Source organism: Exiguobacterium sp. SH5S4 (genome assembly GCF_004337045.1).
Lineage (GTDB): Bacteria > Bacillota > Bacilli > Exiguobacteriales > Exiguobacteriaceae > Exiguobacterium > Exiguobacterium aurantiacum_A.
The window spans coordinates 1-20,613 of record NZ_SJUQ01000009.1 but is presented as its reverse complement, the minus strand read 5'-3'; the positions used below and the strand labels follow the sequence as shown (position 1 = coordinate 20,613).

Genomic DNA, 20,613 nt, shown 5'->3' with positions numbered 1-20,613 from the left:
GAGAATAACTCTCGCTACGTTAACCTATGTATCGGCTAGAATTCGGGGCTTTTTGATGACCTTAGCAAAAAATCGTCACCGTTTTTCTATTCTTGTCAATTGAAAACCTTTTCATTATATACAGAAAACCGTCTGCTCGCATCAAACGAACAGACGGTCCTATCAATGGGTTAACCGCGGCTTAATCGCCATCCGTTACATTGTCTAGTAGGAACTGATTGATTGCATCGATCACTTGTGTGAGGACGGCAAGCGAGCCCAACGTATCGTGCTCACGTTCTAGGCTGTGGTTCACATCAGGAAGCAGAACCGACGTCAGCAAAGGAACGTCTGAAATTTCTTTGTAACGGCTCTCCGTATAACAGTGGTCACGGTCCCCGATGACGACGAGGCGAGGTGTCTCAGACGAAACGATAGTCTCCCTGACATCATCTCGTTGAATGAGTGGCGTTAGCCAGATAGCAAACGCATCCTGGAAAATCGATCTTTTCAATTCCGTGACCATTGCGATCGTTCCGAGCGACTTGCCGATTAAATAAAATTGCTCATATGTATGCTGCGACAACACGTGGTCGACAATTGTGGCCACATCCTGTCTAACAATCTCGCCGATGTCTTCGATTTCATCGTATTGCTCGCGATAATATTCATAGTTGATCTCCAACACATCAACGTGGCGTTCAAGTAAAAGGCTCGTCGAAAAATGAAACACCGGGGCATCGGTCGAATAGCGAAAACCGGGCAATAAAATGGCCAGCTGAGAAGAAGTCGTCTCATGTTGCATCAGCGAATACGGGATTTCGATTCTGCCAATTCCTGTCACTGTACTCGTTACTACTTGAATCATAATCTGCCCCCTTATTAATGAAATAGACGCGGCCAGATAGGCCGCGTCTCAAGCTCCGACAATCGCATCATGGGTCGCTTCCGTCCAGCCATAGGCGACTTCGCGCAACGCGAGTTCGCCGAACAAGCGCTCTTTCGCATCGACGACTCGTCCTTGGCGCTGTTCATAAAACGCCCGGTGCGGGTTCAGCTCGAGCGCCCAGATGATAACGCCACGGCTAGACATCGTTTGGACCGCGCGTTCGAGTAAGAGTGAGCCGATCCCGTTCCGTTGATGGTTTTCTAAAATGTAAATCGCGTAAATCTCGTTCGGATGGTCCGGATAGTCCCCCGTCCGCTCGTCCCCATACAATACGAAACCAACGATCTCCTCATCGACTATGGCGACGAATCCGCTGATTTCGCGGTTGGAAAGGGCACTCCGGACTTTTTCCGACCACTCGATCGACCCAGAAGAAAGCTTTAATAAAAACTCGGTCGGAACGATTCCCCGATAAGTCGTTCGCCAACCGTTGACCCTGACGCGCGCGATCCCGTAAGCGTCTTTCGGCTCAGCTTTCCGTATTTGCATCCGTACCCCCTCCTACCCTAAGTTTTACAAGTAGTTTACCACAAATCACCGAATCGAAATCACACTTCTTCCAGAAACGACTGACAATCATTTGACAAAAAACGACCGTAGGAATCCCTACGGTCGAGTTTGTTAAGCGACGTCACGCGTTGGCTCTGCAGTCGCTGTCGTAAGCGGTTTTTTCAAGAACGAGAGAAGGAGTGCCCCGACGAGTGCCCCTGCGAGAATCGCAAGTGCGTAGAGACCCATGCTCATCGCGACGTTTCCAGCTCCTTCAAGTAACGGGAAGACGAAGATCCCACCGTGTGGCGCCGGCAATTGAATCGCGAAGAAGGCAGATAATCCACCGGCGAGTGCTGACCCGAGAATCGCTGACGGCAATACCCGGATCGGGTCGGCCGCAGCGAACGGGATGGCCGCTTCTGTGATGAACGAGGCGCCCATGATGTACGCCGTCTTACCAGCTTCACGTTCTTGTTTCGAGAACTTCTGACGAGCGAACACGGTTGACGCGAGCGCGACGAGAAGCGGTGGCACCATCCCACCTGCCATGACGGCCGCCATGACTTCTTGGTTACCGGCTGTGAGTGCCGCCGTACCGAACACGTATGCTGTCTTGTTGATCGGGCCACCCATATCGACGGCCATCATCCCACCGACGATGACACCGAGCAAGATGGCGTTAGCACCACTCATGCTGTTGAGCGTATCCATCAACCATGTCATGAACGCTGCAATCGGTTCGTTGACGACAAGTAGCATGATCATCCCTGAGATGAACGAGCCGAGCAACGGATACAGGAGGACTGGTTTAATTCCTTCAAGCGTCGCTGGCAATTTCGCGAGTGCTTTTTTCAAGAACAGGACGACGTAACCAGCTAAGAAACCGGCGATGAGTCCACCGAGGAATCCGGCATTCCCTTCGCTCGCGAGCACACCGGCGACGAGACCAGGTGCGAGACCCGGACGATCGGCGATCGACATCGCGATGAAACCGGCAAGGATTGGGACGAGGAATCCGAACGCCGCGCCACCGATTGTCATGAGCTGAGCCGCAAATTCATTGTACGACGGGTCATCTGGGTTTGCCGAGTTGATGCCCCAGAAGAAGCTGAGGGCAATCAATAGACCACCGGCGACGACGAGTGGCAGCATGGCTGATACCCCGCTCATCAAGTGTTTGTAAATGCCGGTGCGCTGTTCTTTAGGAGCGCCTGACGTCCCTGTCGAACGGTAAACCGGTGCATCTTGTTTCACAGCCCGGTTGATCAACTCTTCCGGTTTGCGGATGCCTTGCGCGACCGGTACTTCGATCACGTGTTTCCCGGCGAACCGCTCCATGTCGACGGCTTTATCGGCCGCGACGATGATAGCTGTCGCTTTGGCGATATCAGCTGCCGTCAATTCGTTTTTGACGCCAGTCGAACCGTTCGTCTCGACTTTGATGTCGACACCCATCGCTTCTGCTTTTTGTTTCAAGCTGTCTGCTGCCATATACGTGTGCGCGATGCCGGTCGGGCAAGCCGTGACGGCAAGGATATAAGGTGCATCCTTTTTGACCGTTTTTTCAGCAACCGGTGCCGCTTCGGCCGCTTCTTTCTCTTCGATCGCGCGAATGACGTCATCTTCTGACGTTGCCGCATAGAGACGTTCCTGGAATTTTGGATCCATAAGGAAGACGGATAATTTCGAGAGTGTTTCCAAGTGCTCGTTGTCGGCGTGTTCGCCTGCTGCGATCATGAAGAACAGGCGGCTGTCTTGGCCGTCGAGCGCTTCATAGTCGACTCCGCTCGAGCGACCAAAGGCGATCGCGGGTGCTTTGACAGCTTTCGTCTTCGCGTGCGGGATGGCAATCCCTTCACCGAGTCCGGTCGTGCTTTGCGCTTCGCGGGCCAAGATGGCGTCGCGATAACCGTTCCGGTCCGCTAGCTTACCGGCCCGGTCGAGCACGTCGACGAGCTCTTCGATGACGTCTGCTTTTGAACGACTGCGGAGATTCAGTTGGATCGTGTCCTTTTTGAGTAGGTCCGTGATGTTCATGTTGTTTCCTCCAATCGGGATAGTGGGGTGACGTCGACTTCGCCGACCAAGCGGTCCACGTCTTGTTTCGTACAGAGGCCAAACGTATAAGCAGACGCGCTGCCGGTCGTGACCGCATAGCGGAACGCCTTGGTTGCGTCGTGGTCTAAAATGTTAGCGACAAAACCGGCGACGAGTGAATCCCCCGCTCCGACCGAGTTGACGAGTTTCCCGCTCGGCGTGTTCGCCGTATAGGCACCTGTCGCGTTGACGAGCATCGCGCCGTCTCCTGCGAACGAGACGATGACGTTTTTGGCGCCACGCTCGACTAACTGTTCCGCGTAAGGGAGCGCCTGGTCAAACGTCTCGATATCGACATCAAACAGTTCACCGAGTTCGTGATGGTTCGGTTTGATCATGAGTGGTTCGAGCGAGAGCACCTCGAGCATCGCCTCTTTTGTTGTATCGACGACGAAGTCGGCTCCGTTCGCTCGAACTTTCTCAGCGAGCGTCCGGTAAAGTGTGCTCGGCAGATTGCCAGGGATACTTCCGGCCAAGACGACGATATCGCCTGCTTGGACGTGTTCGAACTGTGCCGTCAACTGTTCAAGTTCCGCGTCCGAGATGACAGGACCACTCGCGTTCAATTCCGTCTCTTCTTTCGCCCGGATCTTGACGTTGATTCGGGTCTCGCCATCGACTTCGATGAAATCGGTCTCGACACCCTTGTCCGTCAACGCTTTCTTAATAAATTCACCTGTCGTCCCGCCGATGAATCCTAGGGCGACCGTATCGGCGTCGAACTCACGTAATACGAACGAGACGTTGATACCTTTCCCTCCGGCCCGCTGCGTCGTCTCTTGGATGCGGTTGACCTCACCTAAGACGACTTCTGGTAACGTGACGTAATAATCGATTGATGGGTTGAGTGTTAACGTGTAAATCATTGGGCGTTCACCACCTTTGTTAATGTTTCGACTGAACTGACGTACGGTGCACCGCTCATCGTGATGAGTGTCGCCGCCTCGAGGGGCGCCACTCGGCTGAACGAACGTTTCCCGAATTTTGAATCGTCCGCCAAGATGTAGGCGTCCCGAGCCAGTTCAATCGCTGTTTTTTTGACGAGGGCTTCTTCTGGGTCAGGCGTCGTATAGCCCGCTTCTAGGTCGACCCCGTTGATACCGAGAAAAGCGACATCGACCCGGTAGTTCATCATGCTCTCGCGGGCATTGTAGCCGACGAGCGCTTGCGTCGAACGTTTCAACTCGCCGCCGACCACGAACGTCTTAATATCGAGATCGAACAAGTCGTTGGCAATCGGGAGGCTGTTCGTGACGACGATGACTTTCTTTCCGGTCAAGAACGGGACCATCGCTTGTGTCGTCGTCCCGGCATCGAGATAGACGGACATCCCGTCTTCGATGAACGTCGCGGCCTTCCGTGCGATCGCGACTTTCTCATCGACGTGCCGATCCCGTTTTTCCTCGAACGTCGGCTCATCTTCAGCGCGAACGACGAGCGTCGCCCCGCCATGGACCCGTTCAAGGTAGCCTTCGGCCTCAAGGTCCGTCAAATCACGGCGGATCGTCGACTCTGACGCCCCCATCCATTCGACCAACTCTTTCAGCTTGACGATCTTTTGTTCCAACAACCGTTGCAAAATCATCTGATGTCGTTGTTTCGTTAACATCGTATTCCCTCCGTATCTCCAATATAAAGCGTTTACATTCAAAAAACAATCAAAAACATTCAAATTCATTCACTTTTTATCTTATCGTCACAATTATAACACAAAAAACGGTCACTAAGTGACCGCTTACGACTGTTTTTCACTATTTGATTAACCAATCGTTCAATTTCTGTAACAACTGTGGATGAAGCGGGGCCTCGATCGCCTCACGATATTCTTTGTGCAACGTTAAAAGTGAATGCGGGCTCGTCCGTTCGACGAGGAGGTGGTTCATATCTTTAATGATATAGCTGTCGACATCGCCTTTCGTCCGCAGTGAATGGACGTGTTCAGGCGGGACTTGGACGTCACGGTCACCGGTGATGGCAAGCAGCGCGACGCGCACGAGCTCGAGCCGTTCCCGGACGTCATACGACGCATGTTCGCGAATCCACTTGGCGTTGACGACTTGGCCTCGGTATTTGAACGCAGCGACGTTCGTCCGGAGCGACCGCTCGAGCAGATCGTCTTGACGCTGTCTGACTTTTTTCGGGACGCCGGTCAACCGGTAAAACATCCCTTTCAACCCTTTCACGCGCCCGATCTCGGACGCGAGCGCGTCGGCTTGATGTAAGAACATCTGCTTCGACGAGTCGTTGAAGCCGGCGAGGAGGATCAACCCGGCCGCATTCGTCTCGAGTTGAACGGCCGGGGCGATGACCGCCCCTTCGCTATGGCCGAGCACGTAGACGTCGCCCGTTTCAGGCAACCGTTGGATCGTTTTCACGACTTCGATCGCATCGTTGACCAAGTCATGGAGTCCGACTTTATTAAAGTCACCATCCGACTCCCCGATCCCTTGTTTGTCGTACCGAAATACGTTGACGCCCATGCCATATAGCGCGTCGGCTAGTTTTTTATACGTATTGAAGTGGACGGGTCCGACATTGCCGTTCCGGTCACTCGGCCCGCTCCCGCTCAAGATGACGACCGTCTTTCGCGGCGTATCATGCAATAAAAGCGTACCGGCCAGTTCACCGTAATGTCTTGTAATGTTCATGTTTCGTTCCATTGTATCGCCTCCTCTTTCATCATACCGAACAATTCGAGAGAGGACGAGTGTTTCAGTCAAAAAGAAAGAACCGCCCTCACACGGGGACGGTTCAAGACATCATTGTGTGGCGAGCCAATCTGTTAGCCAAGCGACGTGGTCTTCCATCGCCTCGTTCGACAAACGGTCGATTGTATCGGCTTCAGTTAAAGCATCAAACTCAGCCGTCAATGAATCGCTTAATGACATGACCGGTACGCCTTCCGCATGAAATTCATCTAAATACGACGTCCCGAGTGGCTTCACATCAAGTGATGACCAGCTTCCTTGCTCAAGGACCGGCAGTCTTGTCATCACTTTTGTCCTTACAAAACGTGCACCTTCCCCGGTACCAAGAATATCTAATGACAGTACTAAAGACGGCAAAGTTTCAGCCTGTTTCGCTGTTTCTAAATAATCCATGGCGGTCTCGTAGCCACCCCCACTTCCGTTCAAGAAGACATACCGGATCGTCGCATCCGTATCAATGCCATCCATTTGTTCGATGAGCGCGTACAATATCGATGAACCACCAAGGCTCCATAACGCATGGTCCCCGTAACCCGTGCCGTCAAGCCTAGCCAAGATCACAATCTCCTCGTCTGTTTTACCAGGTTGAATAAATTCGACATACGGCACCTCGTCGTCGACGAACGGTTCGACCGAGACATGCGTCCCGTCCGTCAAACGATCTGCTGTCTCAACATCGACGCCGATGCCGGGCAGCCGCGTCCGTGGCGAAGTATAAATGGTTCCGTAATAACCCTCTTCTTGTTCATCGGGCGTGACAATGTACCCTTCGGCTCCTGCCTCCAACAGGTTGAGTAAGTGGCGATTCGCCTCATCATCAATGAGGACCTCTCCATATGGATCAGCCGACGTGTCCCTCCCGTCAAGCTCGAGTGATTTGACCGTCATCGGCAAAACGACGACTTTTCCTTCTACATCATCAATCGGTTCGTTCCAATCCGTTTGAATCACTTCACCGTCAAATCCAGCTTCTAAGATGAAATGAGATACACCATCGAATCGTTCGTCGTCTTCAATGGTCAACGTCGTCCAATGGCTCGGTACGGAGGCATAATGGACGAAACGGTCCATCTCAAGATCGAGCTCGGTCCCGAGCGACTCGAACAGCTCGACGTTCTCCCAACTGTTAACGTCTCGGTCGTACGACGCAAAATATTCGGCCGTCTCATACGGGCTTGCGTAAGCGGCCGGACTGAAGTAAAGAAATACGGCATACAAGGCCGACAGTAAGCTATAAATGATTGTCATTTGGTCGTCTCCATCTACATCAATATTCGCCATACTTGATTGGCATTATTCAATTATAGTAAGTCATCTGACAATTGTATATCCTAATTTACAGCAAAAAAAGCGGTCATCCCCGTTGTGAGGATGACCGCTCTGATCATGGATTCTTAGACGCCTTCGTACGCTGCGTACATGATTTCTTTCAATTCTTCGACGAGCGGCATTTTCGGGTTCGCCGTCGTACATTGGTCTTCGAACGCATCGACCGCCATTTTGTCGATCTTCGCATCGAGGTCCGCTTTCTTGATGCCTTGTGCTTTGAACGAGAGTTTGATGTTCAAGCGCTGTCCGAGCTCGATGATCGCTTGGACGAGTGACTCGACGCCTTCTTCAGTCGTCTTCGCCGGGAGTCCGAGGAAGCGTGCGATTTCAGCGTAGCGCTCGTCAGCGATGAATGACTCATATTTCGGGAACGCCGCAAGTTTCGATGGGCGTGTCGCGTTGTAGCGGATGACGTGCGGCATGAGGATCGCGTTCGTCCGACCGTGCGGCACGTGGAACTCGCCACCGATTTTGTGCGCGATCGAGTGGTTGATCCCGAGGAACGCGTTCGCGAATGCCATACCAGCCATCGTTGAGGCGTTGTGCACTTTTTGACGAGCTTCAGCGTCGCTTCCGTTTTCGTAAGCTTTCGGGAGGTAGTCGAAGATCATCTTCATCGAACGGAGGGCCAGTCCGTCTGTATAGTCGTTCGCCATGACCGATACGTACGCTTCGATCGCGTGTGTCAAGACGTCCATTCCTGTGTCAGCCGTGATTGAAGCCGGTACCGTCATAACGAACTCAGGGTCGATGATGGCGACGTCTGGTGTGATCGCGTAGTCGGCAATCGGGTATTTGACGTTCCGTTTTTTATCAGTGATGACCGTGAACGGTGTCACTTCTGAACCTGTACCTGACGTCGTCGGGATCGCGACGAACATCGACTTGTTGCCGAGCGTCGGGAACTTGTACGTCCGTTTGCGGATATCCATGAACTTCTGGCGAAGGTTTGAGAACTTCTCTTCTGGACGTTCGTAGAAGAGCCACATCCCTTTCGCAGCATCCATCGGTGAACCACCACCGAGCGCGATGATCATGTCTGGTTGGAATTGGCGCATCGCCTCAGCACCGGCCATGACCGTCTCGACTGATGGGTCTGGTTCGACTTGGTCGAAGATGCGGTAGTCAACACCAGCCGGCAAGTTTTTGATGACTTTGTCAGCAAATCCGAGTTTGACCATCATTTCGTCTGTGACGATCATTGCCCGTTTTTTCGACGTGAGCGACTGCAAGTATTGAACCGAGTTTTTCTCGAAGTAAATTTTTTCAGGGACTTTAAACCATTGCATATTCACGCGACGTCTCGCCACCTTTTTCACGTTGAGTAGATGTTTCGCCGTCACGTTCTCAGAGACGGAGTTTTTACCGTACGACCCACAACCGAGTGTGAGTGATGGTGTCATTTCGTTGTAAAGGTCACCGATACCGCCGTGTGCCGTTGGCGAGTTGACGATGATGCGGCAAGCTTTCATGCGAAGTCCGAACGCGAGGATCGCGTCGTCGTCTGTCGAGTGGATTGCGGCCGTATGACCGAGACCACCGATTTCAAGCATTTTCTCAGCGATCGCGAAGCCTTCTTCTCGTGATTGAACTTTATAAGCGCCGAGCACCGGGCTGAGCTTCTCGTGTGAGAGCAGTTCTGTCGCGCCGACTGTCTCGAGTTCAGCGATCAAGATTTTCGTGTCGGCCGGGACGCTGAGTCCAGCTTTCTCGGCGATCCATGCTGCCGGTTTCCCGACGATCTCAGGGTTGACCGCACATGTGTCTGTCTTGATGACGAGTGTTTCGAGTTTGGCTTTTTCTTCTGGTGAGCAGAAGTAGCAGCCAAGCGCTGTCATTTCACGTTTCACGTCTTCATATACTTCTTGGTCGACGATGATCGCTTGTTCTGACGCACAGATCATGCCGTTATCGAACGTTTTCGATAAGATGACGTCCGAGATGGCGCGTTTTACTTTCGCTGTCTTGTCGATATAAGCCGGGACGTTACCAGGTCCGACGCCGAGCGCTGGTTTACCTGTCGAGTAAGCCGACTTCACCATTGCCGCGCCGCCTGTTGCGAGTACCATGGCCACGCCTGGGTGGTTCATGAGTGCTTTCGTCGCGTCGAGTGACGGTTTTTCGACCCATTGGATCAAATGTTCCGGTGCACCTGCTGCGATTGCTGCGTCACGAAGGACGCGGGCCGCTGCACTTGAACATTGTTGTGCTGACGGGTGGAAGCCGAAAATGATCGGGTTACGTGTTTTGATGGCGATGATCGCTTTGAACATCGTCGTTGATGTCGGGTTCGTGACCGGTGTGACCCCGGCGACGACACCGACCGGCTCGGCGATGTATGTGATGCCGTTTTGCTCATCGTCTTCGATGACGCCGACTGTTTTCTCACCGCGAAGTGAGTTGAAAATATATTCTGTCGCAAAGATGTTTTTGATCATCTTGTCTTCAAACACACCGCGACCTGTTTCTTCAAATGCATGTTTAGCGAGTACGACGTGTTGCTCGAGTCCGGCTAACGCCATCGCTTGGACGATCGTGTCGATTTTCTCTTGGTCAAACGTCATCAACGTGTCGAGTGCCGTGTGCGCTTGCTTAACGAGCGTGTCGACCATCTGTTCTGCTGATGTTTCCACTACTGCTTTCTCTTTAACTGCCATGTTGGTTTCCTCCTCATGAATGAGAGCTGATCTTCTGACTTGATGGAGAGCACGGGATAATCGGTTTGCCTGATAAGAGTTTGTGCTTTCCTTCACATTCATAGAATACACCGTTTCATTCAATTTGTGCGTGACAACAATGTGAACTCTTTCACAATATTTTTTTGCTGTTTGAGGATAGGTCTTGATTTTTATAGATCAGCTCAGTAAAATCGTATGCGTTTTCATGAAAACAAGGACAGACCTATATGTAAACGCTTACATTATTTGTGTCGTTAGTTTGGCGGAATCGGTGTGTAAATGCTCACAGTCCGATGATTGCTCGTCCACCCCGCCTGTGGTCGTGTATAATGAAGAAAGAACCTGACTAGGAAGTGACTATGACTATGCCAAGACAAGATGCAGCCGATCAGTTTGTGAAACTGATCCCGTTAATCAGAAGAAAACTGCTCCGCCGCTCCGACCTCCCGCAAATCCCGAACTTAAATTTCTCTCACTTTCATCTATTGATGTTGATCGAGGATGAAGGCGCGGTCACGAACGGACAAATTAGTGAGACGTTATCAATTGCCCCGCCGAACGTGACGCCGCTCATCACGAAGCTCGTCGACGAAGGGTATATTACACGTGTCCCTGACGAGCGCGACCGCCGCGTCATCTGGAACCAATTAACCGACCAAGGAGAGCGCGTGCTCCTCGAGCGGCGCGACTCGTTTCGGCGCCTGTTCGAGGATCGGTTAGCGTTCCTCGATGAGGATGAGACCGACCGCTTGATCGACAGTTTAAAGACGCTGACCGAGATCGTTGAGAAGATGGACAAGAGCGAGGGATGATTTTCTCTCGTCAACGCTCGCTTCTTCTTATATAATCGACAGTGAATCTATCGAACAATGGAAAGTGAGATGACACGTAATGGGTCGTAAATGGAACAACATTAAAGAGAAAAAGGCGTCTAAAGACGCCAATACGAGTCGTATCTACGCGAAGTTCGGCCGCGAGATCTACATCGTCGCCCGCCAAGGTGAACCTGATCCGGAATTGAACCAATCGCTCAAGTTCGTCGTCGAGCGCGCGAAGACGTATAACGTCCCGAAAGCGATCATCGACCGGGCCATCGACAAAGCGAAAGGCGGCGACGAAGAGAACTTCGACGAACTCCGCTATGAGGGCTTTGGGCCGAGCGGGTCGATGCTCATCGTCGACACGCTCACGAACAACGTCAACCGGACCGCCTCTGAAGTTCGGGCCGCGTTCGGCAAGAACGGTGGTAACATGGGCGTCAGCGGGTCGGTCGCGTATATGTTCGATGCGACGGCCGTCATCGGTGTCGGCGGGATGACAGCAGACGACGTGCTCGAACTCATGATGGAGCACGATCTCGATGTCCGTGACGTCATCGAAGAAGATGAGACGGTCATCGTCTATGCCGAGCCGGAAGAATTCCATGCCGTCCAGACCGCGTTCAAAGCGGCGGGTGTGGAGACGTTCGAAGTCGCCGAGCTGACGATGCTACCGCAAAACGAAGTCGAACTCGACGAAGCGTCGAAAGAGCAATTCGAGAAACTACTCGACGTGCTCGAAGACTTAGAAGACGTTCGTCAGGTGTACCATAACGTCGAACTATGATGAAGAAGCGATAACTTTTCGAAGTTGTCGCTTTTTTTGTTTTCATGATTTGACAAGTCATAAAACGTATGTTAAATTTCAAAAGTCTTTATCGTATTAAAGTGATAACAAGAGAAAGAACTTATGATTCGAAAGGTGTTGGAACTCATGAATGCTGTATTATTAGCTGTCATTGTCTTATTTGCTCTCGCGATCAGTCGTGTCCATATCGTCTTATCGCTCATCCTCGCCGCCATCGTCGGTGGACTTGTCGGAGGACTCGGTTTCAACGACACGTTGACCGCTTTCAGCGACGGGCTTGGTGGCGGTGCCACGATCGCCCTCAGCTACGCCCTGCTCGGTGCGTTCGCCGTCGGCTTGTCAAAGACCGGCCTGCCTGACGTCCTGGCTGAACGGTTGATCAGCATGTCTGGCCGTGATGTGACCGGCAAGAGTGTCGGTCGCGTCAAAGCGTTACTGCTGTCGCTGCTGCTCTTACTCGCTATCAGCTCACAGAACGTCTTACCGATCCACATCGCCTTCATCCCGATCGTCGTACCGCCGTTACTCGTCTTGTTCAATGAGTTGAAACTCGATCGCCGGCTCGTCGCGACGATCCTCACGTTCGGGCTTGTCACACCGTACATGTTGCTACCGGTCGGCTTCGGCGGCATCTACTTGAACGAGATTTTGCTCCCGAACGTCGAGACGAACGGGATGGCCGTCGGTGACGTCAATATCGTCAGCATCATGGCCATCCCGGCACTCGGGATGCTCGTCGGACTCATCACCGCTTTCTTCCACTACCGGAAACCGCGGTCGTATGAAACGATCCAACTCGGTCCGAGCGACTATGAGGTCCGCACGTTGAGCAACATGAAGATTTGGTTGACGGCGATCGTCGTCTTGGTCGTCTTGGTCGTTCAATTGCAGACCGAATCGATGATCGCTTCGGCCGTGACCGGTTTGATCCTGTTGACGCTCTTCCGTCTCATCCCTTGGTCAGAAGCGGACGATATCTTTACGAGCGGCATGCGCATGATGGCCTTCATCGGTTTCGTCATGATCGCCGCGAGCGGATTCGCCGCCGTCATCCGTGAAACGGGTGCGATTGAACCGCTCGTGAGCGGAGCAAGCAACTTGATGGGTGACTCGCAGTTCCTCGCCGCCCTCGTCATGCTCCTCGTCGGTCTCGTCATCACACTCGGTATCGGCTCGAGCTTTTCGACCATACCGATCATCGCCGCCATCTTCGTGCCGTTATGTATCCAGTATGGTTTCTCGGTCGAGGCGACGATCGCCATCATCGGAACGGCCGGAGCACTCGGTGACGCCGGTAGCCCGGCGAGTGATTCGACGCTCGGACCGACGAGCGGTTTGAACGCGGACGGGCAACACGACCACTTGCGTGAGACGGTCTGGCCGACGTTCCTCCACTACAACATCCCGCTCATCATCTTCGGCTTGATCGCCGCGATGGTATTATAATCACTTGCGGTTACGCCGCGCGTAAATCGTGCCCAGTAAGACGAGTACAAGTAAAAACCAAAACCCGGTATACATGAGGACTTCCATTAGCATCTCTGACTCCTCCTGTTGATCAATCTAAAAAGGAGCGACGAAATCGTCGCTCCTTTTTATGATGAAGTTTTTAGACGAGATTGACAAGCCTCCAAGTAAGCGTCGACCGTTTCAGCGACTTCTCGCCCTTCGCGGATCGCCCAGACGATCAAACTTTGTCCGCGTCTCGCGTCTCCGGCGACGAAAATGCCGTCTACGTTCGAAACGTAATCTCGTTTCGCTTCGATGCCTAGTTTCCGTAATTCGGATTCAGGGCGCTCAAAACCGATGGCGACGAGGACGAGGTCGGCCGGATACGTCTTGTGTGAATCTTCGACGACGAAGAACGTCGCGTGACCGTCTGGTTTGACGATCTTCTCCATCCGTTCCGTCTCGATGCCGGCGACGCGACCGTCTTGGTTAATAACTCGGTTCGAGCGGATCAAATACGTTCTCGGGTCATGCTCGTAACGTTCGATCGCCTCGGCGTAAGCATAATCGACCGAAAGCGTGTCTGGTTGAAGTGGCCACGGACGTTCTGGCGCCCGGAACATGCCTTTTTCCGGGTGTTTGCCGAACTGTGTGACCGATTTCGCACCTTGCCGGATCGCCGTCGCGACACAATCGGCCCCGGTGTCACCGCCACCGATGACGATGACGTCTTTCCCGGCCGCGTCATACTGTGCGTCGATCATTTTTCCGCCGAGCACCCGTGTCGACTCGGTCAAATAGTCCATCGCCGGTTCGACGCCGGTCGCATCGTCCCCTTCGATTCCGAGCGTCCGCTGTTTCTGCGCCCCCGTCGCCAGGATGACGGCATCAAACTTGTGGCGGAGTGACTCGACCGTCACATCAACACCGACGTTGACACCTGTCTTAAAGCGGATTCCTTCCGCCGCCAGCAAGTGAATCCGGCGCCGGACGACGTCTTTATCAAGCTTCATGTTTGGGATTCCGTAAAACAACAACCCGCCCGCCTCGTCAGCTTTTTCATACACAGTGACGTGATGACCGATTTGATTCAACTGGTCCGCCGCAGCGAGACCCGCTGGACCGCTGCCGATGATGGCGACCGAGCGTCCGGTCCGCATCTGGACGAGGCGCGGCTGGACCCATCCTTCTTCGAACGCGCGGTCGATGATCGTCCGTTCGATCGATTTGATGGCGACCGGGTCCTCGCTGATGCCGAGCGTACACGACCCTTCACATGGGGCCGGACAAACGCGGCCCGTGAACTCTGGGAAGTTGTTCGTCTCCATCAACCGCTCGTAAGCGCGATACCAGTCTTGGTCCGAGACGAGCTTGTTCCATTCCGGAATCAAATTGTGGATCGGGCACCCGATCGTCTCTTGCCCGATCATGTCACCGACGTGACAAAACGGGGTCCCGCAGTCCATGCAGCGCTCGGCCTGCTTGACGATCGGTTCATCGTCCATCCGGGATGCATATTCATCATAGTCACGTATCCGCTCGAGCACTGTCCGCTCAGGGAGCGTCTCACGTGGGATATCGATAAATTTATGTCTCATACTACGCCTCCTTCAGTCACGACCCGGAACAGTTCGAGGGCACGGTCTGCCTCGTTCAGTTCCGGACGAGTGGCTTCAATTTGACGCATGACGTCAAGTACGTTCGCATAATCGCGAGGTACGATTTTGACGAAGCGCTTCCGCTCGTCATCGAACGACTCGAGGATACGACTCGCTTTCACACTATCCGTGTGGAATTGATGCATCTCGAGCAGCGAATAAATCTGTTCTGTGTCCTCATCGGTCAACTCGCGTTCGACCGCTACGAGTTCCGTGTTGACGAGTTGGTCATAGTCTTGGTCACCGTATAGGAAGGCGACACCTCCGGACATCCCGGCCGCGAAGTTGCGGCCGACCGTTCCTAGGACGACGACCGTCCCACCGGTCATATATTCACACCCGTGATCCCCGACGCCTTCAGTGACGGTGACGGCACCTGAGTTTCGGACCGCGAACCGTTCCCCCGTGTGTCCGTTAAAGAATGCCATCCCCGATGTCGCCCCGTACAAGCAGACGTTGCCGGCGATGATTTGTTCGCTCTCGTCGAACGGGGCATGTTTCTCAGCGATGACCGCGAGTTTCCCGCCGCTCAACCCTTTTCCGACATAATCGTTCGCATCCCCGATCACAGAGATCGTGATGCCATGAGGAAGAAATGCGCCTAAACTTTGTCCGGCCGATCCGCTCAGTCGGAGTGAGATCGTATCTTCAGCCAAACCGATGTTGCCGTGAACTTTCGTCACTTCGTAGCCGAGCATCGTCCCGACGGCCCGGTCCGTATTGCGGACCCGCCCGACGAAGAACGTCGGTTGAAGCGATTTGATCGAACGCGATACGGCTGGGATCAATTTTCGATGGTCGTACGACTGAAAAGCCGGATGAGGTAACTCTTCCTTCCCCGGTAACGCTGTCGGGACCGATAACATCGGTGTCAAATCGAGCATTTTCGCTTTCGCGTGCTCCTGTTTCCAGGCGCTCTCTTCTAGCAAGTCCGTTCGGCCGATGACCTCACCGATCGTCTTCGCGCCGAGCGAGGCGAGTATTTCGCGCACTTCTTCGGCGAGGAACGTCATAAGATTGACGACGTGTTCCGGTTTACCCATGAACTTTTGGCGAAGCGCCGGGTCTTGTGTCGCGACGCCGACCGGACACGTGTCCAGATGACAGGCCCGCATCATGATACAGCCGAGCACGACGAGCGGTGCCGTCGCGAACGCGTATTCCTCCGCCCCAAAGATGGCGGCGAGGACGATATCGCGTCCGGTCATGAGCTTGCCGTCCGTCTCGAGCGTGACGCGGCCGCGAAGTCCGTTCAATGCGAGCGTCTGGTGTGTCTCAAGCAATCCGAGCTCCCACGGGAGACCAGTATGCTTGATCGACGTTCGAGGCGAAGCACCTGTCCCGCCATCGTAGCCGCTGATGACGATCGTGTCGGCGTTCGCCTTGGCGACGCCGGCCGCAATCGTTCCGACACCGGATTTCGAGACGAGCTTGACGCTCACTTTTGCTTGCGGATTGACGTGCTTCAAGTCAAAGATCAACTGGGCCAAGTCTTCGATCGAGTAGATGTCATGGTGCGGTGGCGGCGAGATGAGCCCGACACCTGGGACCGAGCCGCGCACTTCGGCGACCCACGGGTAGACTTTATTGCCAGGCAACTGCCCACCTTCCCCTGGTTTCGCACCTTGCGCCATCTTGATTTGAATCTCATCGGCATGATACAAATATTCGGCCGTGACACCAAATCGTCCACTTGCCACTTGTTTGATCCGACTGATGCGCTCGTTCCCGTCCGCGTCAGGAGTGAAGCGGTTACGGTTTTCGCCGCCTTCACCTGAGTTGCTCTTCCCGCCGATCCGGTTCATGGCGATGGCGAGCGTCTCATGTGCCTCTTTCGACAGTGAGCCGAACGACATCGCGCCCGTCTTGAAACGGCTGACGATCGAGGCGACCGATTCGACCTCGTCGATCGGGATAGGCTCTTGCGATTTAAAGTCGAACAACTGTCTTAAAAATTGACCGGATGCTTCGTGCTGTTTGACGTAAGCGTCATAGTAACGGCGTTCGTTCTCACGGCACGCCCGCTGCAACAAGTGAATCGACTTAGGGTTAAAGGCGTGCTCTTCTCCGTCGGCTCGCCACTGGAAATCTGCTCCCGCTTCAAGCGGACGGTCACGGCTAAACGCCGATTCGTGCTGACGCCGTGATTCTGCTTCGAGCTCCTTGAACCCGATCCCGGACAGTTGTGACGTCGTCCCGCGGAAATGACGGTCGATCAATGCGCGGTCGATGCCGACCGCCTCAAAAATTTGTGCTCCCCGGTAACTTTGCACGGTCGAGATCCCCATCTTCGACATAATTTTGACGATTCCATCGACTGCAGCCGTTTGATAGCGGCGGATTGCTGCTTCGACCGAGAACGAAATCAATCCGGCTTCTACCGCTTCCGCGATCGTCGCGTACACTAAATACGGATAGACCGCATCGGCCCCGTATCCGATCAAAGCGGCGGCTTGGTGCACTTCTCTCACTTCTCCGCTTTCAGCGATGAGACTGCATGACGCCCGTAAGTTCGACCGAATCAAATGTTGATGGACCGCGCTCATGACGAGCAGGGCCGGCATCGCGAGCGATGACTCGGACATGTCACGGTCAGACAAGACGATGACTTCAGCCCCATCTCGGACGGCCGCATCGACACGTTCAAACAATGACTCGAGCGAACGTTCGAGGTCTGTTTCATACGTTGTCGTGATGCGGGCGACGTTCATTTTCAACTTCACCGCCTCGACTGTCGCCGCGTCAATGATCGGATGTTCGAGCCAGACGCGGCGGGCGTGTCCCCGACCGGTATGAACCGGATTCGCTTGAGGACCGAGCCAAGTGAACGTCGCCGTGACGATTTTCTCGCGCAACGCGTCGATCGGCGGGTTTGTCACTTGGGCGAAGTGTTGCTTAAAGTAATGGAACAGCGACCGCGGTCGCTCTGACAAGACGGCGACCGGTTGGTCATGGCCCATCGAGCCGATCGGATCTTTTTTCTCGAGGATGAGCGGCACGAGATATTGCTCGATATCCTCTTTCGTGTATCCGAACGCCCGTTGTTTACGGTGCACCTGTTCGACGACCGGTTCATTCACAGGCTGGTCCGCAATCGTCGTCATCTGCTTCAACCATTTCCCGTACGGTTCGGCCCGGGCGATTGTCTGTTTGATCTCTGCGTCTGGGATGAGACGTTTCGATTCCAAGTCGATGAGGAGGAGCTGCCCGGGACGGAGACGCTGCTTCGTCTTGACGTTCTCCGCATGGACCGGGATGACCCCGCTCTCAGACGACAGGATGAGTTCCCCGTCCATCGTCTCGATATAACGCATCGGCCGCAAGCCGTTCCGGTCCAAGATTGCCCCGATTTGACGCCCGTCCGTGAAGACGACGCCCGTCGGTCCGTCCCACGGCTCCATGATCGACGAATGGTACTGATAAAAGTCTTTTTTGAACGGATCCATCGATACTTCGGCGAACGGCTCAGGGATGAGCATCATCGCCGTGTGTGCGATCGAACGACCGGTCCGAGTGAAGAACTCGAACGCGTTGTCGAGCATCGAGGAGTCACTGCCCGTTTCTTGGAGCACGGGGAACAGTTCGTTCACATCATCGAACAGGTCGGTCGAGGTCACACCTTCGCGGGCACGCATCGCATCGATGTTCCCGCGCAACGTGTTGATCTCACCGTTATGCACGATCATCCGGTTCGGATGGGCCCGCTCCCATGACGGGAACGTGTTCGTCGAGAACCGTGAATGGACGATCCCGAACGTGCTCTTATAAGCCGGCGATTGCAGATCGAGATAAAACCGCTCAATCTGGATCGGCGTCAACATCCCTTTATAAACGATCGTCTTCGTCGACAGGCTCGGAAGATAAAGGTTTAATTCGTCTGTTTTCTCGATCATCCGGCGAAGCTGATAGAGCGAGCGTTCGTTTGAATCGTAGTCCGCGAACGGGCACGACACGAACCATTGATAAATCGTCGGTTGTGTCACCCGAGCGTGTTCACCGATCGCCAAACTGTCGACCGGTACTTCCCGCCAGGCGATCGTCGCGAAATCGAGTTCATCGGCGAGTCGCTCCATTTGTTGTTGCTTGTCGCGCAACTTTGTCTCGTTCGGTTGGAAGAACACCATGCCGACCGCATAGCCCCCCGGCGCTGGCAAGTTCATCGTCTGAGTGAATAACTCGTGTGGCAACTCGGTCATGATGCCGGCCCCGTCACCAGCGTCGATGACGCCTTGCCCACCTCTATGTTCGAGCTTACAGAGCATCGATAGCGATTTGCTGACGATCTCGTGCTTTGTTTCTCCCATTAAATTGACATATAACCCAATACCGCATGCGTCTTTTTCGAATCGTGGATCGTACAAACTTGTTCGCTCCATCGAATCAGCCCCTCTCTATCCATCTTGTTCGTAATTTTTATTCTGTTCTAAATATTCTGAAAAATCAAGTATGTTGAATAGATTTTTGCATAACGGTAACGGGATGAATATTTTTTGTAAGCGGATACATATTTGATATCAGGGGATTTCTCAAAACAACTTATAATCCATAATGAATATTTATCCATCAAATATATTTATGTATAGGTTCATCAGAACTTGTTATTCCCAAAGAAAAAGATAGCCCGTTTAGGCTATCTTTTTGCTTGTCATACTGTTTTTCTAGAGTGATGCAAAAACGAACGCGGCCGTTTCCAAATGATCAAGCCGACGTAACCGAGCGCGAGCACGATGAGCGCGCTCACGAGGACGACGTAAAGCGTCCCGTTGTCGATTCGGGCGAAGATGCCCACATACGCCCAGGCGAAGACGAGCGGGTAGATGAAGTCGCGGTGCCACCACATGAACACCAAAGCGAGGACGACCCCGACCATGAGCATGAGTGACGTCCATGCCAACTCATCTAAGCCGAGCAACGTCGTAATCCGTTCCGTCTTCATGACGATGAAGACGTTAACGATCGTCGCGACCGACACCCAGCCGAGGTAAACCGAGAATGGGAAACGGTCAAGCCAGCTCGTCGACGTGCGGAAGGCGATGTAATACAACCAAGCGAGCGTCGCTAAAAAAGCGGCCATGACGACGAGCGAGGCGATGAACCACTCGTTTGTGAACGCGAGCAGCCAAAGACCGTTCAAAATACACGACACGAGAAAACCTGCCTTCATCCGGTTAGCCTGTCGGTTCGCGACCGACCCTTTCTTCAATTGGAGTACGAGCCATACTGCGAGCGCGACGTAAATGAGTCCCCAAATCGAGAAAGCGTATCCGGCCGGCTTGAAATAAATATCGATCCGGTCTGACACGGCCGCGTTATTACCGCTCGCGAAGTAGTTGATGACGACTGTTGCTAAAAACGCCAGCCAGTTGACTAAAGGCCATTTTGACAAGTCCATAAATAGGATCTTCCGAAGAAGACCTGACACCTCCTTTATTAACATAGTATTCTATACCCGTGTGTCTCTGCTCATACACAAGCGAAATGAAAAAGAGACTCAAATAATGAGTCTCAATCAGTGTGAACTACTCACCACTTATTTGCTTCGCAACTTGAAGTGGGAGCTTCTTGGGAAGACCGTGCTTTGACCAGCCACGGTTGTGGACCAAGCTCGTCGGGCAGTCCCTGCCCTGGAGTGTTTCAGTCGGCGAGCC

General features: G+C 53.5%; 14 protein-coding genes. 3 read left to right on the top strand and 11 right to left on the bottom strand.

The window, feature by feature from the left end:
* Positions 1-181 precede the first annotated feature (181 nt).
* From EVJ32_RS06875 to adhE, 8 genes are all read right to left on the bottom strand, one after another.
* Positions 182-847: an alpha/beta family hydrolase gene (locus tag EVJ32_RS06875; RefSeq protein WP_131457641.1), complete on the bottom strand. Its 666-nt coding sequence runs from the start codon at positions 845-847 to the stop codon at positions 182-184.
* Positions 848-895: 48 nt separating this feature from the next.
* On the bottom strand, positions 896-1,417 hold the full coding sequence (locus EVJ32_RS06870) for a GNAT family N-acetyltransferase (protein ID WP_131457640.1): 522 nt from the start codon (positions 1,415-1,417) through the stop codon (positions 896-898).
* A gap of 132 nt (positions 1,418-1,549) precedes the next feature.
* Positions 1,550-3,457, bottom strand: a complete 1,908-nt coding sequence (locus EVJ32_RS06865) for a PTS fructose transporter subunit IIABC (protein WP_131457639.1) — start codon at positions 3,455-3,457, stop codon at positions 1,550-1,552.
* Complete coding sequence (gene pfkB, locus EVJ32_RS06860) at positions 3,454-4,383, bottom strand: 1-phosphofructokinase (protein ID WP_131457638.1); 930 nt, start codon at positions 4,381-4,383, stop codon at positions 3,454-3,456. Before pfkB ends, EVJ32_RS06865 begins: the two co-directional genes overlap by 4 nt.
* On the bottom strand, positions 4,380-5,126 hold the full coding sequence (locus EVJ32_RS06855; protein WP_131457637.1) for a DeoR/GlpR family DNA-binding transcription regulator: 747 nt from the start codon (positions 5,124-5,126) through the stop codon (positions 4,380-4,382). The genes pfkB and EVJ32_RS06855 overlap by 4 nt, the downstream gene beginning before the upstream one ends.
* Before the next feature lie 142 nt (positions 5,127-5,268).
* Positions 5,269-6,177, bottom strand: a complete 909-nt coding sequence (locus EVJ32_RS06850) for an alpha/beta hydrolase (protein ID WP_131457636.1) — start codon at positions 6,175-6,177, stop codon at positions 5,269-5,271.
* Between the two features lie 99 nt (positions 6,178-6,276).
* The gene (locus tag EVJ32_RS06845; RefSeq protein WP_131457635.1) at positions 6,277-7,473 is read right to left on the bottom strand and encodes a zinc-binding metallopeptidase family protein; all 1,197 of its coding nucleotides are present in this window, start codon (positions 7,471-7,473) and stop codon (positions 6,277-6,279) included.
* A gap of 146 nt (positions 7,474-7,619) precedes the next feature.
* A complete protein-coding gene (gene adhE / locus EVJ32_RS06840; RefSeq protein WP_131457634.1) occupies positions 7,620-10,211 on the bottom strand; it encodes a bifunctional acetaldehyde-CoA/alcohol dehydrogenase in 2,592 nt (863 codons plus the stop codon).
* Positions 10,212-10,597: 386 nt separating this feature from the next.
* Between adhE and EVJ32_RS06835 the strand changes: the two genes are divergently transcribed.
* The 3 genes from EVJ32_RS06835 to EVJ32_RS06825 all read left to right on the top strand — a co-directional run bounded on the left by EVJ32_RS06835 (position 10,598) and on the right by EVJ32_RS06825 (position 13,304).
* On the top strand, positions 10,598-11,044 hold the full coding sequence (locus tag EVJ32_RS06835) for a MarR family winged helix-turn-helix transcriptional regulator (protein ID WP_070327337.1): 447 nt from the start codon (positions 10,598-10,600) through the stop codon (positions 11,042-11,044).
* A 79-nt stretch (positions 11,045-11,123) separates the two neighbouring features.
* Positions 11,124-11,837 carry a YebC/PmpR family DNA-binding transcriptional regulator gene (locus tag EVJ32_RS06830; RefSeq protein ID WP_070327338.1) on the top strand — a complete coding sequence of 238 codons (714 nt, stop codon included), beginning with the start codon at positions 11,124-11,126 and terminating at the stop codon, positions 11,835-11,837.
* 147 nt (positions 11,838-11,984) lie between these two features.
* Positions 11,985-13,304: a Na+/H+ antiporter family protein gene (locus tag EVJ32_RS06825; protein WP_131457633.1), complete on the top strand. Its 1,320-nt coding sequence runs from the start codon at positions 11,985-11,987 to the stop codon at positions 13,302-13,304.
* A gap of 149 nt (positions 13,305-13,453) precedes the next feature.
* Here EVJ32_RS06825 and EVJ32_RS06820 read toward each other — a convergent pair whose 3' ends face one another.
* The 3 genes from EVJ32_RS06820 to EVJ32_RS06810 form a co-directional block, all read right to left on the bottom strand.
* Positions 13,454-14,905 carry a glutamate synthase subunit beta gene (locus EVJ32_RS06820; RefSeq protein ID WP_131457632.1) on the bottom strand — a complete coding sequence of 484 codons (1,452 nt, stop codon included), beginning with the start codon at positions 14,903-14,905 and terminating at the stop codon, positions 13,454-13,456.
* Entirely contained in the window at positions 14,902-19,341 is a 4,440-nt protein-coding gene (gene gltB, locus EVJ32_RS06815) for a glutamate synthase large subunit (protein WP_131457631.1), read from the bottom strand. Before gltB ends, EVJ32_RS06820 begins: the two co-directional genes overlap by 4 nt.
* Positions 19,342-19,610: 269 nt before the next feature.
* Entirely contained in the window at positions 19,611-20,357 is a 747-nt protein-coding gene (locus EVJ32_RS06810) for a TspO/MBR family protein (RefSeq protein ID WP_070327341.1), read from the bottom strand.
* Positions 20,358-20,613 lie beyond the last annotated feature (256 nt).

Bases quoted from the DNA above. Each gene is read 5' to 3' on its own strand.
- EVJ32_RS06875 (WP_131457641.1), bottom strand. From the start codon at position 847: ATGATTCAAGTAGTAACGAGTACAGTGACAGGAATTGGCAGAATCGAA.
- EVJ32_RS06870 (WP_131457640.1), bottom strand. From the start codon at position 1,417: ATGCAAATACGGAAAGCTGAGCCGAAAGACGCTTACGGGATCGCGCGC.
- EVJ32_RS06865 (WP_131457639.1), bottom strand. From the start codon at position 3,457: ATGAACATCACGGACCTACTCAAAAAGGACACGATCCAACTGAATCTC.
- pfkB (WP_131457638.1), bottom strand. From the start codon at position 4,383: ATGATTTACACGTTAACACTCAACCCATCAATCGATTATTACGTCACG.
- EVJ32_RS06855 (WP_131457637.1), bottom strand. From the start codon at position 5,126: ATGTTAACGAAACAACGACATCAGATGATTTTGCAACGGTTGTTGGAA.
- EVJ32_RS06850 (WP_131457636.1), bottom strand. From the start codon at position 6,177: ATGGAACGAAACATGAACATTACAAGACATTACGGTGAACTGGCCGGT.
- EVJ32_RS06845 (WP_131457635.1), bottom strand. From the start codon at position 7,473: ATGACAATCATTTATAGCTTACTGTCGGCCTTGTATGCCGTATTTCTT.
- adhE (WP_131457634.1), bottom strand. From the start codon at position 10,211: ATGGCAGTTAAAGAGAAAGCAGTAGTGGAAACATCAGCAGAACAGATG.
- EVJ32_RS06835 (WP_070327337.1), top strand. From the start codon at position 10,598: ATGCCAAGACAAGATGCAGCCGATCAGTTTGTGAAACTGATCCCGTTA.
- EVJ32_RS06830 (WP_070327338.1), top strand. From the start codon at position 11,124: ATGGGTCGTAAATGGAACAACATTAAAGAGAAAAAGGCGTCTAAAGAC.
- EVJ32_RS06825 (WP_131457633.1), top strand. From the start codon at position 11,985: ATGAATGCTGTATTATTAGCTGTCATTGTCTTATTTGCTCTCGCGATC.
- EVJ32_RS06820 (WP_131457632.1), bottom strand. From the start codon at position 14,905: ATGAGACATAAATTTATCGATATCCCACGTGAGACGCTCCCTGAGCGG.
- gltB (WP_131457631.1), bottom strand. From the start codon at position 19,341: ATGGAGCGAACAAGTTTGTACGATCCACGATTCGAAAAAGACGCATGC.
- EVJ32_RS06810 (WP_070327341.1), bottom strand. From the start codon at position 20,357: ATGGACTTGTCAAAATGGCCTTTAGTCAACTGGCTGGCGTTTTTAGCA.